At 67.7% G+C, this 13037-nt stretch carries 12 protein-coding genes; 9 read left to right on the top strand and 3 right to left on the bottom strand.

Features of this window, described 5'->3' with window-relative positions:
* Positions 1 to 58 precede the first annotated feature (58 nt).
* From FB478_RS18015 to FB478_RS18000, 4 genes are all read left to right on the top strand, one after another.
* A complete protein-coding gene (locus FB478_RS18015) occupies positions 59 to 715 on the top strand; it encodes a TetR/AcrR family transcriptional regulator (RefSeq protein WP_018770820.1) in 657 nt (218 codons plus the stop codon).
* A gap of 22 nt (positions 716 to 737) precedes the next feature.
* Entirely contained in the window at positions 738 to 1649 is a 912-nt protein-coding gene (locus FB478_RS18010) for a TIGR01777 family oxidoreductase (RefSeq protein WP_144601229.1), read from the top strand.
* Positions 1646 to 2056 (top strand): hypothetical protein, encoded by a 411-nt coding sequence (locus FB478_RS18005; RefSeq protein ID WP_144601228.1) that lies wholly within the window; start codon positions 1646 to 1648, stop codon positions 2054 to 2056. The genes FB478_RS18010 and FB478_RS18005 overlap by 4 nt, the downstream gene beginning before the upstream one ends.
* Positions 2057 to 2127: 71 nt before the next feature.
* Positions 2128 to 2985 carry a hydroxymethylpyrimidine/phosphomethylpyrimidine kinase gene (locus FB478_RS18000; protein WP_144601227.1) on the top strand — a complete coding sequence of 286 codons (858 nt, stop codon included), beginning with the start codon at positions 2128 to 2130 and terminating at the stop codon, positions 2983 to 2985.
* Positions 2986 to 3078: 93 nt separating this feature from the next.
* Here FB478_RS18000 and FB478_RS17995 read toward each other — a convergent pair whose 3' ends face one another.
* Both FB478_RS17995 and FB478_RS17990 read right to left on the bottom strand, forming a co-directional pair.
* Positions 3079 to 4827: a pyruvate dehydrogenase gene (locus FB478_RS17995; protein ID WP_144601226.1), complete on the bottom strand. Its 1749-nt coding sequence runs from the start codon at positions 4825 to 4827 to the stop codon at positions 3079 to 3081.
* Positions 4828 to 5016: 189 nt separating this feature from the next.
* Positions 5017 to 6408: an MFS transporter gene (locus tag FB478_RS17990; RefSeq protein ID WP_144601225.1), complete on the bottom strand. Its 1392-nt coding sequence runs from the start codon at positions 6406 to 6408 to the stop codon at positions 5017 to 5019.
* A 231-nt stretch (positions 6409 to 6639) separates the two neighbouring features.
* Here FB478_RS17990 and FB478_RS17985 point away from each other — a divergent pair, with 231 nt between their 5' ends.
* From FB478_RS17985 to FB478_RS17975, 3 genes are read left to right on the top strand one after another with little or no spacing between them, the layout of a single operon-like run.
* Positions 6640 to 7311: a response regulator transcription factor gene (locus FB478_RS17985; protein WP_026266003.1), complete on the top strand. Its 672-nt coding sequence runs from the start codon at positions 6640 to 6642 to the stop codon at positions 7309 to 7311.
* A complete protein-coding gene (locus FB478_RS17980; RefSeq protein ID WP_144601224.1) occupies positions 7308 to 8759 on the top strand; it encodes a HAMP domain-containing sensor histidine kinase in 1452 nt (483 codons plus the stop codon). Before FB478_RS17985 ends, FB478_RS17980 begins: the two co-directional genes overlap by 4 nt.
* A complete protein-coding gene (locus tag FB478_RS17975; RefSeq protein ID WP_144601223.1) occupies positions 8743 to 9765 on the top strand; it encodes a TAXI family TRAP transporter solute-binding subunit in 1023 nt (340 codons plus the stop codon). Before FB478_RS17980 ends, FB478_RS17975 begins: the two co-directional genes overlap by 17 nt.
* A gap of 141 nt (positions 9766 to 9906) precedes the next feature.
* Here the strand turns inward: FB478_RS17975 and FB478_RS17970 are convergent, their stop codons facing one another.
* A complete protein-coding gene (locus FB478_RS17970) occupies positions 9907 to 11418 on the bottom strand; it encodes a helix-turn-helix transcriptional regulator (RefSeq protein WP_056392189.1) in 1512 nt (503 codons plus the stop codon).
* A gap of 37 nt (positions 11419 to 11455) precedes the next feature.
* On the opposite strand from FB478_RS17970, the gene FB478_RS21430 reads away from it, so the two are divergent.
* The gene (locus tag FB478_RS21430; protein ID WP_261377443.1) at positions 11456 to 11584 is read left to right on the top strand and encodes a hypothetical protein; all 129 of its coding nucleotides are present in this window, start codon (positions 11456 to 11458) and stop codon (positions 11582 to 11584) included.
* Positions 11568 to 12884 (top strand): isocitrate lyase, encoded by a 1317-nt coding sequence (gene aceA / locus FB478_RS17965; protein ID WP_018770809.1) that lies wholly within the window; start codon positions 11568 to 11570, stop codon positions 12882 to 12884. Before FB478_RS21430 ends, aceA begins: the two co-directional genes overlap by 17 nt.
* Positions 12885 to 13037 lie beyond the last annotated feature (153 nt).

Raw genomic sequence — 13037 nt, 5'->3', positions numbered from 1 at the left:
ACATGTTCAACTCTTGTGGCACACTGCTTTTGGACATGTTCAAAGAATGGGGATGCCGATGGCAGCGAAGAGCGAACAGACCAGGCAGCTGGTGGCGGACACGGCGCTGCGCATGTTCCGAGATATCGGGTTCGAGAAGACCACCATGCGCGCCATCGCCGCCGGGGCAGGCGTCTCCGTCGGCAACGCCTATTACTACTTCGCGTCCAAGGATGACCTGGTCCACGAGCTGTACATCCAGGTGCAGGCAGAGCACGCGGCGCGGGCCTCGGAAGCGTTGGACGGGACCGCTTCCCTGACTGAGCGCCTGAAGGCCACGCTGCATGCCGGCCTTGACGTCATGGCCCCCTACCACCGGTTCGGTGCGGACTTCGTTGCCACCGCAATCCGGCCAACATCACCGGTGAACCCCTTCTCAGCACGGTCCACGCCTGCGCGCGAGGCCTCCCTGGACATCTTCAGGCGCACTGTGGATGGGGCCCGGCCCGGCGTACCGAAGAAACTGCGGACCGATCTGCCGGAGCTGCTGTGGCTCTGCTACATGGGCATCACCCTCTTCTGGGTCTATGACGCCTCGGAGAGCCAGCGGCGGACCAGGAGGCTGGTGGACGGCGCGGCCCCACTCATTGCCCGCGGTCTCGCTCTGGCCCGCATCCCGGGAGTCAGCAAGGTGTTGGACGACGTCCTGGACCTGGGCCGCAGCATCCGCGATTAGAGAAGAAGCATTGGGGGAAAAGATGGGCTGCACAAAGACAGTTGTGGTGGCGGGGGCTTCCGGCTTCATCGGCACGTACCTTCGCCGGCGCTTCCAGGAAGACGGATGGACCGTGCGCACCATTGGACGCAAGGGAACGGGCAGCGCCGCAGCCGGATGGGATGACGACGCCGGCATGGTGCGGGTGCTCAACGGCGCCGGGCTGGTGGTGAACCTCGCCGGACGGTCCGTCTCCTGCCGCTACAACCGGCGGAACAAGGCGATCATCATGGACTCGCGCGTGGCCACCACCCAGGCGCTCGGGCGTGCCATCGCACAATGCCCGGAGCCGCCGTCGACCTGGTTGAATGCCAGCACCGGCACCATCTACCGCGATGCCAGGGACCGCCCCCAGCCTGAAACCGACGGCGAGCTTGGCTCCGGGTTCTCCGTGGACGTGGCCAAAGCGTGGGAGGCCGCCCTCGCGGCGGCCACCACGCCGGCCACCCGGAAGATCCCGCTGCGGATCGCCATCGTGCTGGGCCGCGGCGGCGGCGCGCTGGCGCCGTTCGCCAACCTGGCGCGGCTGGGCCTGGGCGGCCACATGGGCGACGGCAGGCAGAAGTTCAGCTGGATCCACGTGGAGGACCTGTACCGCAGCATCCGCTTCCTGCATATGCGGACCGACGTCACCGGACCCGTTAATGTGGCGTCGCCGGACGTGGTGAGCAACCGGGAAATGATGCGCCTGGTGCGGCGCGCCTACGGCGCCCGCTTCGGGCTCCCCACCCCTGCGTGGCTCCTCCGTGCAGGGGCCGTCCTGATCCGCACCGAAACCGAGCTTGTGCTCAAAAGCAGGTGGGTCCAGCCGCAGAAACTCCTCGACGCGGGCTTCGTCTACAGCCAGCCGGAGCTGGGCCGGGCACTGCTGCAGATCGCCAAGGGCCGGGAATGAGCCGCCCGCTCCGCGTCACCTTCGGTCCTGGCGCGTTCCTTCCCGGCGCGGGCCTTACGGTCCTGGTCTTCGGGTTCCCCCTGGGCTTCCCCGGCTATCTCTACGGAACGCTCGCCGCACTGCTTCTGGGAATGCCCCTGGCGCTGGCTGCCGGGATTTGCATGCGGACCGTCCGCAACCAGCTGCTGCACGTCCTGGCCGTCGGCGTGGCAGGGCTGGCAACCGGGATGCTTACGCTCATGTTCATCACAGGCAGCCACTGGTCCGCGATGCGGGGCATGGTCCTGTGGACGGGGTGCTGCGCGGCGCTGGGGCGGGCAGCTGTGTCCGGCCTCGTCACAATCCATGACGCGCCCGCGCGGGAACACGTGGCTGCGCAGAAGCCCGGCCCACCGCTGGAACCCTGACCATACGGCGTCCCGGCGCCCTGTCCGGTGACACATGGAAAGCGTCCGACGGCGGGTGGCAGGATGGGTGCATGACTTCCGCTACCCCTGACGCAACGCTGTCCGCCGCCGGCCCCGCCGTCGTCCTCACTATCGCCGGCTCCGAAGCCACCGGCGGCGCCGGCGCGCAGGCGGACCTGAAGACCTTCCAGGAACTGGGCGTCTTCGGCATCGCCAACCTGACCTGCATCGTGTCCTTCGACCCCAAGGACAGCTGGAACCACCGCTTCGTGCCGGTGGACCAACAGGTGATTGCCGACCAACTGGAGGCGACGACGGCGGCGTACGGTCCGGCGTCGGGCGCCCCTTCCGCCCTGGACACCGTGAAGATCGGCATGCTGGGCAGCCCCGCGACCATCAGCACGGTGGCGTCTGCCCTGCAGGAGAACAGCTTCGCCAACGTTGTCCTGGACCCGGTGCTGATCTGCAAGGGCCAGGAGCCCGGGCACGCGCTGGACACGGACCGGGCCCTGAAGGCGCAGATCCTGCCGCTGGCAACGTTCGTCACGCCCAACCACTTCGAGGCGGAGTCCCTGTCCGGCCTGGAAATCACCGACATCGAGTCGTTGAAGGCCGCCGCCGTCCGCATCCACGAACTCAGCGGCGCGGCAGTTCTTGCCAAGGGCGGGGTTCGGCTGGACGGCCCGGACGCCGTCGACGTCTTCTACGACGGCGAAACCCTGGAAGTCCTCACCGCCCCGAAGGTGGGCGAAGTTGCCGTCTCCGGTGCCGGCTGCTCACTCGCCGCGGCCGTGACCGCGGAGCTGGCCAAGGGCGCCAGCCCGCTGGAGGCTGCACGGACCGCAAAGGACTTCGTCACCGCCGGCATCCGCAACCGTGTTGCCTCCGGCGCCCCGTTCGACGCCCTCTGGCAGGGCGGCGCCCGGTAGAACCGATCTCCCCGCGCCGGGTTCGCCGGAAACCCTCGAGATCGCCGGGAATTTGCGGCGAACCCGGCAGTTCCCGGCGAGCTCGACGTGTGGCTAGCGCCGGGGGATGTTGCGCAGGTTGCTGCGGGCCATGCTCACGGCCTCGCCCGCCCCTCGGTTCAGGACCACCTTGGACATGGCCGTAGCGAACCCGATCACCTGGGAACCGGAAATCTTCGGCGGGATGGACAGCGCCTTGGGATCGGTGATCAGCTCCACCAGTGACGGGCCCGGTTGGGCGAAGGCCTCCCGGTACGCCGACTCGATCTGCGCAGGATCGGTCACCCGCACGGCATGGAAGCCCAGGGCTTTGGCCACGGCCGCATAGTTGGCGTCCGGCACGTCCACGCCGAAGTCGGGCAGCCCGTCCACCAGCATCTCCAGCTTGACCATGCCCAGGGTGGAGTTGTTGAACAGCACCACGTTGACTGGCAGCTTGTACGCGGCCGCGGTGATCAGCTCGCCCAGCAGCATGGACAGCCCGCCGTCACCCGAAACCGAGATGACCTGGCGGCCCGGGTTGGCCAGCTGGGCCCCGATGGCATGCGGGAGGGCGTTGGCCATGGAGCCGTGGAGGAAGGACCCGATCAGCCGGCGGGTGCCCAGCGGGTTGATGTAGCGCGCGGTCCAGACGTTGCACATGCCGGTATCGGCCGTGAAAATGGCGTCCTCCGCCGCCACCTGGTCCAGCAGCGAGGCCGCGTACTCCGGGTGGATGGGCTGCTTCTTCTCCACTTTGCGGGTGTAGGCGCCCACCGCCTTGTTCATCAGCCGGTCGTGCTTCTTGAGCATCTGGTCCAGGAACCGGCGGCTCTTCTTCGCCTTCACCAGCGGCAGCAGTGCGCGCAGGGTGGGGAGCACGTCGCCGTGGACGGCGATGTCCACGTCCGTCCGGCGGCCCAGCCGGTGCGCCGCCCGGTCCACCTGCGCGGTCCTGGTGTCGGGCAGGAACTGGTCATACGGGAAATCCGTGCCGAGGAGGATCAGCAGGTCCGCGTCCTCGATCCCCTCCGCCGCGGCACCGTAGCCCAGCAAACCGGTCATGCCGATATCGAACGGGTTGTTGTACTGGACAAAGTCCTTGCCGCGGAGCGAGTGCCCCACCGGCGCCTTCGCCAGCTCCGCGAGCGCCATCAGCTCGCTGTGGGCGCCTTCCACGCCGGCACCGGCGAAAATGGCCACCTTCCCGGCGTCGTTGATGGCGTCCGCCAGCGACTGGACGCTTGCCGGGTCCGGGACCAGGCTGGCCGGCCGGAACGTGGCGGGAAGCGGCGTGGGTGCCGTGGCTTCCAGGCCGGCGATGTCACCTGGAAGGGTCACGACGGCGACTCCGCCGAGTCCCAGCGCGTGCTGGATGGCGCTGTGCATCACGCGGGGCGCCTGCTCCGCGGTGCTGACCAGCTCCGAGTACACCGAGCACTCGTTGAACAGCCGGTCCGGGTGGGTTTCCTGGAAGAAGCTGCTGCCTATCTGCTTGCTGGGAATGTGCGAGGCGATGGCCAGCACCGGTGCGCCGGACCGGTTGGCGTCGTAGAGGCCGTTGATCAGGTGCAGGTTCCCGGGGCCGCAGGATCCGGCACAGACCGCCAGCTTGCCGGTGAGTTGCGCCTCTGCAGCCGCGGCAAAGGCGGCCGCTTCCTCATGGCGGACGTGGATCCAGTCAATGCCGCCCTTCGCGGCGCCACCCGTCTGGCGGACGGCGTCCACGATCGGGTTGAGGCTGTCACCCACAATCCCGTAGATCCGCTGCACGCCGGCAGCCTGGAGTTGTTCGATGAGCTGGGTGGCAAGTTCCTTGGCCATGGGTGCAGACTCCCGCGTTTGTGGTGGTGGCTGACATGGCCCAATATAGTCCGCCCGCCTGGGCGGACAGTTGGTGGGCGGCACCGAGCCGGCCCCTGGCGGCCGGACACGGAGGAGGCGTACGACGGCGGCCTGGCAGCCGCCGTCGTACGCCTCCTTGGGGAGCTGGCCCCCGGGTGCCGCTAAAGGCTACCGTCCGGCACCCACGCGCTCTTCGCCGTCGGCCGCGTTGGATGCCCATGCGTGGCCCTGTTCGGCGTCAAGGTGCGTGGCCTTCTTGTTCTTCAGGGCGAAGATGTAGACCACCAGCGAGATGGCGATCGCCACCGTGACGTACGTGAAGAAGAGGTCCTCCCGTCCGGACTTCTGGAAGGCGGCGCCGATCAACGGCACGGTTCCGCCGAAGAGGGAGTTGGCGATCGCGTAGCCCAGGCCCACCCCCAGGGCGCGGATGGAGGCCGGGAAAAGCTCGGCCTTCACCAGGGCGTTGATGGAGGTGTAACCGCCCACGATCAACAGGCCGCCCATCATCAGCAGGAACGCGGTGAACGGATCCTTGGTGCCGGCGAGCGTGGACAGCAGCGGCCAGGTGAACAGCACACCGGTGATGCCGAACCAGAGCAGCAGGGGCTTGCGGCCCACCTTGTCCGAGATGATGCCGTAGACGGGCTGCAGCAGCATGAAGATGAACAGGGCCCAGAAGTTGATCACGGAGGTGTCGGTCTTGGCGATGCCGGACGTATCGTTCATGAACTTCAGGATGAAGTTGGTGTAGGTGTAGAAGGCCACGGTGCCGCCAAGGGTGATGCCAATGCAGACCAGCAGCGGCTTCCAGTAGCCGGTGAACAGCAGCTTCATGGTGCCCGGCTGGGCCTGGCCGGCCACGGCGGGAGTCTTTGCGGCGTTGATCTGTTCGGCGGAGACGGTCTCCTCCATGGAGCGGCGCAGCCACAGGACGATAAGGGCCGCCACGCCGCCGATGGCAAAGGGGATCCGCCAGCCCCACTCGTTCAGGTCGCCCTTGGGCATGGCGTTCTGCAGGATCACCAGGACCAGCAGGGCCAGCATCTGGCCACCGATCAGGGTGACGTACTGGAAGCTGGAGAAGAATCCGCGCCGCTTAGTGGTGGCCGCCTCTGACATGTAGGTGGCGCTGGTGCCGTATTCACCGCCCACCGAGAAGCCCTGGATCACCCTGATGAGCACCAGCAGGATCATGGCCCACAGGCCGATCACGTCCTGCGTCGGCAGCACCGCGATCGCGAATGAACCGGCGGACATCATGGTGACGCTGAGCGTGAGCGCCGCCTTGCGGCCCTTGCGGTCCGCGTACCGGCCGAAGAACCAGGCGCCGATGGGGCGCATGAGGAACGACGTCGAGAACACGGCCATCGCTTCGAGGCCGGCCTGGAGCTCGTCCTTGGAGTTGAAGAAGTGGGCCTGGAAGTAGGCGGCGAAGACGGTGTAGACGTAGAGGTCGTACCATTCCACAAGGTTGCCGGCGGAGCCCTTCAGGATATTGCCCACGGCCCGTCGGGTCTGGGCTGCCTCCGATGGGGGTGCGGTCTGTTGGGTGCTCATCGGCGAGTTCCTCCTTGTAGTGACGGCGGCCTCCGGCAGCGGAGGGCCTCATCCACGGTATGGGTGATCCACCGCACAACCAACGTCGTGGGGCATTTCCTAACACTTCCTTAGGATTCGGCGCCCGGCTCCGCTGTTCTCCCCGCTGCAGCCGGGCAAATCGGGCCGGCACGCGGTAATCTCACCAAGCGGGGGTGAACCGGACCCCGCACTACAGCAAGGAAGATGGCCATGGACGTGCTGATCGTCGAGGACGACGACGCCATGGCCGGTGCCCTGACCGCCGCCGTCGAAAGCGCCGGCCATCACCCGCAGCGGCTGTCCCGGGGTGCGGACGCGCTGCTCTCGCACCGGAACTTCCAGGTGATCCTCCTGGACCTGGGGCTTCCGGACATGGACGGGCTGGAGGTGCTGCGCAAGCTGCGGCAGGTCACCGACGTGCCCATCCTGATCCTGACCGCCCGCGACGACGAACGCAGCGTGGTGCTCGGGCTCCGCTCCGGCGCCGACGACTACCTGGTCAAGCCCGTGAAGCTGGTGGAGCTGCTGGCCCGGATTGAAGCCGTGACGCGGCGGGCGGGACGGAGCCGCGGGACACCACAGGAGGACGTTATTGTCCTGGACGACCTTGCCATCGACCTCAACCGGCGCACCGCATCCAAGGGAGGTGACCCGCTCCCCCTCACTGCCACGGAATTCGAACTCCTCGCATTGCTGGCACGGCATGCCGGCTCTGTGGTCACGCGTGAGCAGATCCTGGACGCCCTGTGGGGCGATGCGTTCCTGGCCTCTTCCCGGTCCCTGGACGTGCACCTCACCGGGCTGCGGGCAAAACTGCAGAAACCCGGTTTCATCATCAATGTCCGCGGGGTGGGCTACCGGGTGGAGGCGGCCGGCGCATGAGGCTCCGGGTGCTGGGCGTCCTCAGCGTGCTCTGCCTGGTGGTGGTCTTCCTGATTTCGGGGACCATCCTGGGGTCTGCCTCCCGCGAGCTGACGCAGGAACTCCAGATCAACCGGGCGGCGTCCCTGAACCGGCTGGCGCAGGTCGCTTTTGATGCCGCAGGCGACGGCGACACCGTGCGGCTGCAGCGGGAGATGGACACCTATTCCGGGCTTTACGGGGAAGGAATCGTAGTACGGGTCCAGCAGGACATCCTGGCGTCCGGCGGCCTGGATGCAGGGCGGTCCGACGTGCAGGATGCCCTGTCCCTTGCCCGGCTGAACGTGAGCAACACATCCCTGGAACCGCTGGAGCCCTTCGGTTCCAGTTCCCGCGTCATCTTCAGGCCCTTCGGCAGTGCCAGCCAGGTCCTGGGCGCCGTGGTCCTTGACGTCCGCGCCGGCACGGCGCAGCAAAAGCTCCGGGAGCGGTGGCTCGCGGTGGGTATCGCTGCGCTTGCCTTGGCCGCCGTGCTGTTGGTGGGCGCCGCGCGGGTCACCGGCTGGGTGCTGCGGCCCGTCCTGCGGCTGGACTCAGCGGTACACGAGCTGGAGCGGACCGGGCGGGCGGGGCGCCTCCCGGACGACGGACCGCCCGAACTGCGGGAACTGAGCCGGTCCTTCACGGCGATGGCACGGACCGTGAGCGCCAGCATGGCGGCCCAGCGGCAGCTGATCTCGGACGCGTCCCACCAGCTGCGGAACCCGGTGGGGGCACTCCGGCTGCGGCTGGACCTGCTCCAGCTCGAGCTGAAGACCGCCCGCGAGCACGACGCCGCCGAGCGGGCCCTGGCGGAGCTTGAGCGGGTGGAGGAGATCCTGGACGGGGTCCTGAAGCTCGCCGCCGCGGAGCACAGGGCATCCGAAGGGTACCTGCGGGCGTCCGGCACTCCCGCAGACCATGCGGCCGCCCAGCCCGTGGACCCGTTTCCCATCCTCCAGGGGGAGCTGGAGCGGGCAGCACCGCTGGCGGAGCAGGCCGGTTGCCGGCTGGTCCTTGCCGCGGCGCCGCAGCCGGCGGCACTGGTTGCCTGCCACCCGGCAGAACTGGCGCAGATGGCCGGCGAACTGCTCAACAACGCCATCAAGTACGCCCCGGGCGCCACCGTCACCGCTGCCGTGCGGACGGAAAAGGACGCGGTGGTGGTGGAGATTTCCGACGACGGGCCGGGGCTTTCGGAGTCCGAGCGCGCCTCGGCTGCCACCAGGTTTTGGCGGTCTCCGAGGCACTCTTCGGTTCCGGGGACCGGACTGGGCATGACCATTGTGGGCGAGCTTGCCGCCGCGAACGGGGCCCGGCTGGTGCTGGCCGAAGCGGCCCCCCACGGTCTCGCGGCCCGGATCCGGTTCCCCACCCCATCGGCGGCCCAGCTGGCAGTTGGGTCCGGCAGGGATGGTGCCCGTGCGTGAACCTGGCGCCCCGGGCGATGCTGCCTCCCACCCGCGGCGGCGTTCCGTGCTCAAGTCAGCCCTCGCCGTCGGACTCTCCGCATGCCTGCCGCCTGCGCTCAGTGCCTGCACCGGCGGGGACCGGCCGGAGAGCCTCATTGTGGCGGGCGGCGAACCGGGCGGTTTCTACCTTGAGTTCGCAACCCTGCTGGCCGCTGCCCTGGAACGCCACGGATTGGCGCAGCACGCCAGGGCCGTGACCACCGGGGGAAGCCTGGACAACATCGCGGAACTGCGGGCCGGACGGGCAGCGTTTGCTGTGGCCCTGGCGGATGCTGCGAACCAGGAGCCGGGCGCTGACGCCGCCGGGATCGCCGCGGTCGGCAAAGTGTATGAAAACTATGTCCACTGCGTGGTGCGGAAGGACAGCGGCATCCGGGAAATTTCCGGGTTGGCAGGACGCCGGGTCGCCGTGGGCCAGCCCGGCTCCGGCACGTCGCTGACCACGCCCCGGTTGTTCGAAGCGGCGGGGCTGGGTACCTCGGCAGGTGCCGCTGCGCCGCCAGCCGGAAGCGCCGCCGTCGAAAACCTTGGCCTGAATGACGGCATCGCCGCCCTCAAGGCAGGGGCCGTCGACGCCCTGTTCTGGTCCGGTGGCGTTCCCACTGCCGCCATCGCCGCGGCACAGCAGGAGGTGGCCCTGGGCCTTCTGGACCTGTCCGGCCTGCTGCCGGAACTGCGGCGGCGGTACGGCGGCATCTACGACCGCGTGCTCATCCCGGAGGGCAGCTATCCCGGCGTGCCGGCGGTGTGGACGGTGGGCGCTCCCAACCTGCTCCTGTGCCGCCGGGACCTGGACAATGCCACCGTGGAGCGGACGGTGCAGCTGCTGGTGCACTCGGCCGCCGAGCTGATCCCGCAGTCCAGCCTGGGCGTGCAGTTCCTCAGCGCCGAAAGCCTCATCAACACCGCCGGCGTCCCCCTGCACCCGGCCGCGGCGGACGCGTACCGGGCGCTGCACGGCTAACCAAAACGCCCGCTCACATTTGGCAGCACTTACGGCGACGCCCGCTCACGTTTGGCAGCACTTACGCCGACGCCCGCTCACTTTGGCCAAGAAAGTGAGCGGGCGTTCAGCGACAAGCTGCCAGAAGTGATGGGGCGTTGTTCAGCTCCCCGAGTGGGCCTGCAGGAAGCTGTACACCTCGGTTTCGTCCACGCCCGGGAAGGCTCCCGGAGGCATGGCGGCGAGCAGGTGCGAGTGCGCCCGCGCTGAGGGCCACGCGTTGCCGGCCCACTGCGTGGCCAGTTCGGCTGGTGGCCGCTTGCAGCAGGTGGGATCCGGGCAGTTGGATGTGGCCCGCGCAGTGGTCTCCCGGCCGCGGAACCACTTCACGTGCTGGTACGGGACCCCGATGCTCAGGGAGAACTCCCCGGCGGCCGAGCGCTCGGTACGGGCGGTGCACCAGTAGGTCCCGGACGGCGTATCAGTGTACTGGCTGTACGCGCTGAACTTGTCCGGCACGTCGAACACCGCACGTGACGTCCAGGCCTTGCACGACGGCTGGCCCTCAATGGCGCCGGTATGGTCCTGGGGGAAGTTCACGCCGTCGTTCTCATACGCCTTGTAGATGATGCCGCTCTGGTGTGTCTTCTGGAAATGCGTGGTGATGCCCAGGTGCTTGGTGGCCAGGTTGGTGAACCGGTGCGCGGCGGTCTCGTAGGATACAGCGAACGCGTCCCGGATGTCCTCGACGGCGATTTCCTTGGCCGCCTTGGCTTTTTGCAGAAATTCCACGGTGGCCTGCTCGGGCAGGAGCAGGGCGGCGGCGAAATAGTTGGTGGCCACCCGCTGGGCCAGGAAGTCGCCGTAGTTCCGGGGCGTTTCGTGGCCCAGGACGTAGTGGCCAAGAGCCTGGAGCAGCACGGAGCGGGGGTCGTGGTCCTGCCGCTGGCTCTGGGTCAGGTAAATTCTGCGGTTCTTCAAATCCGTCACTGAGCGGGTGGAATGCGGCAAATCACCCACGTGGTGCAGGGTGAAACCGAGGTGCGCGGCGATATCTGCGATGACGTGCTGGCTCAGCGGACCGGTGGTGTAGCCCACCTCCTTGAGGACCTTCTGGGCCTCGGCTTCGTACTCCGGAAAGTAGTTCCCACGTTCCCGCATCATGGCCCGCAGTTCCCCGTTGGCGCGGCGGGCTTCCTCGGGGGTGGCCACCTGCTCGTTCATCTTCCGTTCGAGCTCATGCAGCAGCCCCACCTGGGCCTCCAGCACATCCAGCGGCAGCCTTGAGCTGATGCGGATTTTCGGCAGGTCCAGGGATTCGTAGAGCGGACCGCGCTGGTACCGTTCCAGCTCGATTTCCAGGGCGGCGCGGCGGCTGGGCGGCTCGGCCCCCAGCAGCTGGTCGATGGTGACATTGAGCGCCCCCGCGAGGTGCTGGAGCAGGGTCAGCTTGGGTTCACGCTTGCCGTTTTCGATCAAACTGAGCTGGCTGGGAGCGGTGCCGACGGCGGCGCTCAGGTCATCGAGCGTGAGCCGGGCTTGTTTGCGCAGATGGCGGACGCGGCGACCCAGGGCAATGACGTCCAGTTCCGGGGCGGCGGTGGACGACGGCTGGGAAACGTCCCTGTTCCAGCTTGAAGGTGACATTTCTGAAGAATACGTGAAGAACTGCATTTCTTTCCACCCTTTTTCTCTAGAAAGGCGGCTGGAAGTGCTGAAAAGTAGTGGCTACGGAAAGAAACACCGCACCGGAAAAGCCGGCGGGAACCTCAACGGCGCGGTTCCCACCTACCCCATCCGGAGCTCAATCAAGGAGATCAACGATGACCGCAGCATTTGAGCCCACCCAGCAGACGCCCGAACAGCAGGCCGCCGCCCTGGAGCTCGAGTGGGCCGCCAACCCCCGCTGGGAAGGTGTGACCCGGGACTACTCAGCCTCCGACGTCGTCCGTCTCCGCGGCCGCGTCTCCGAAGAGCACACACTGGCCCGCCGCGGTTCGGAGAAGCTGTGGAAGCAGCTCACCGAGGAGCACAAGACCGGCGGATACACCAACGCCCTCGGTGCCCTGACGGGCAACCAGGCCGTGCAGCAGGTCAAGGCAGGCCTGCGCGCCATCTACCTCTCCGGCTGGCAGGTGGCGGCCGACGCCAACAACTCCGGCCACACCTACCCGGACCAGTCCCTCTACCCGGCCAACTCCGTTCCCACGGTGGTCCGCCGCATCAACAACGCCCTGCTCCGGGCGGACCAGATCGAGTTCTCCGAGGGCATCCAGACGGTCGAGGACTGGATGGTGCCGATCGTCGCCGACGCCGAGGCCGGCTTCGGCGGCCCGCTGAACGCCTACGAACTCATGAAATCCATGATCCAGGCCGGCGCGGCCGGCGTTCACTGGGAGGACCAGCTCGCCTCGGAGAAGAAGTGCGGCCACCTCGGCGGCAAGGTGCTGATCCCCACCCAGCAGCACGTCCGCACCCTGAACGCCGCCCGCCTGGCAGCCGACGTCGCCGGCACCCCCACGGTCGTCATTGCCCGCACCGACGCCGAGGCAGCCACCCTGATCACCTCCGACGTCGACGAACGCGACCAGGAATTCATCACCGGCGAGCGCACCGCCGAGGGCTTCTACAAGGTCCGCAACGGGATCGAACCCTGCATTGCCCGCGCCAAGGCCTACGCCCCGTACTCCGACCTCATCTGGATGGAGACCGGCACGCCGGACCTGGAGCTGGCCCGCAAGTTCGCCGAATCCGTCAAGGCCGAGTTCCCGGACCAGATGCTCTCCTACAACTGCTCGCCGTCCTTCAACTGGCGCAAGCACCTGGACGATGCCACCATCGCCAAGTTCCAGCGCGAACTCGGCGCCATGGGCTTCACCTTCCAGTTCATCACCCTGGCCGGCTTCCACGCCCTGAACTACTCGATGTTCGACCTCGCCCACGGCTACGCCCGTGAAGGCATGAGCGCCTACGTCGAGCTCCAGGAAAAGGAATTCGCCTCCGAATCCCGCGGCTACACCGCCACCAAGCACCAGCGCGAAGTCGGCACCGGCTACTTCGACACCATCTCCACGGCGCTCAACCCCAACGCCTCCACCCTCGCCCTGGTCGGATCGACCGAAGAGGGCCAGTTCCACTAACGCTTACGACGGCGGCGCTTCCGTCCGGCCTTCGGACCGGCATCGCTCTGCCTGCTATTCCCCACGTCCGGTCTTGGGCTCGTAGAACTCGCCGAGGCCGGACGCAGGGCCCCTTTTACGCAGGCTGCCGCGACACCGGCTCCTCGGCCTCGT

It is taken from the genome of Arthrobacter sp. AG367 (genome assembly GCF_007828995.1).
Taxonomy (GTDB): Bacteria; Actinomycetota; Actinomycetes; order Actinomycetales; family Micrococcaceae; genus Arthrobacter.
This window is presented reverse-complemented; position numbering and strand designations above follow the sequence as displayed.

Excerpts from the sequence above, each read along its gene's own strand:
- FB478_RS18015 (WP_018770820.1), top strand. The coding sequence starts at position 59 with ATGGCAGCGAAGAGCGAACAGACCAGGCAGCTGGTGGCGGACACGGCG.
- FB478_RS17975 (WP_144601223.1), top strand. The coding sequence starts at position 8,743 with ATGGTGCCCGTGCGTGAACCTGGCGCCCCGGGCGATGCTGCCTCCCAC.
- FB478_RS17985 (WP_026266003.1), top strand. The coding sequence starts at position 6,640 with ATGGACGTGCTGATCGTCGAGGACGACGACGCCATGGCCGGTGCCCTG.
- FB478_RS17980 (WP_144601224.1), top strand. The coding sequence starts at position 7,308 with ATGAGGCTCCGGGTGCTGGGCGTCCTCAGCGTGCTCTGCCTGGTGGTG.
- FB478_RS18000 (WP_144601227.1), top strand. The coding sequence starts at position 2,128 with ATGACTTCCGCTACCCCTGACGCAACGCTGTCCGCCGCCGGCCCCGCC.
- FB478_RS17990 (WP_144601225.1), bottom strand. The coding sequence starts at position 6,408 with ATGAGCACCCAACAGACCGCACCCCCATCGGAGGCAGCCCAGACCCGA.
- aceA (WP_018770809.1), top strand. The coding sequence starts at position 11,568 with ATGACCGCAGCATTTGAGCCCACCCAGCAGACGCCCGAACAGCAGGCC.
- FB478_RS17995 (WP_144601226.1), bottom strand. The coding sequence starts at position 4,827 with ATGGCCAAGGAACTTGCCACCCAGCTCATCGAACAACTCCAGGCTGCC.
- FB478_RS18005 (WP_144601228.1), top strand. The coding sequence starts at position 1,646 with ATGAGCCGCCCGCTCCGCGTCACCTTCGGTCCTGGCGCGTTCCTTCCC.
- FB478_RS17970 (WP_056392189.1), bottom strand. The coding sequence starts at position 11,418 with ATGCAGTTCTTCACGTATTCTTCAGAAATGTCACCTTCAAGCTGGAAC.
- FB478_RS18010 (WP_144601229.1), top strand. The coding sequence starts at position 738 with ATGGGCTGCACAAAGACAGTTGTGGTGGCGGGGGCTTCCGGCTTCATC.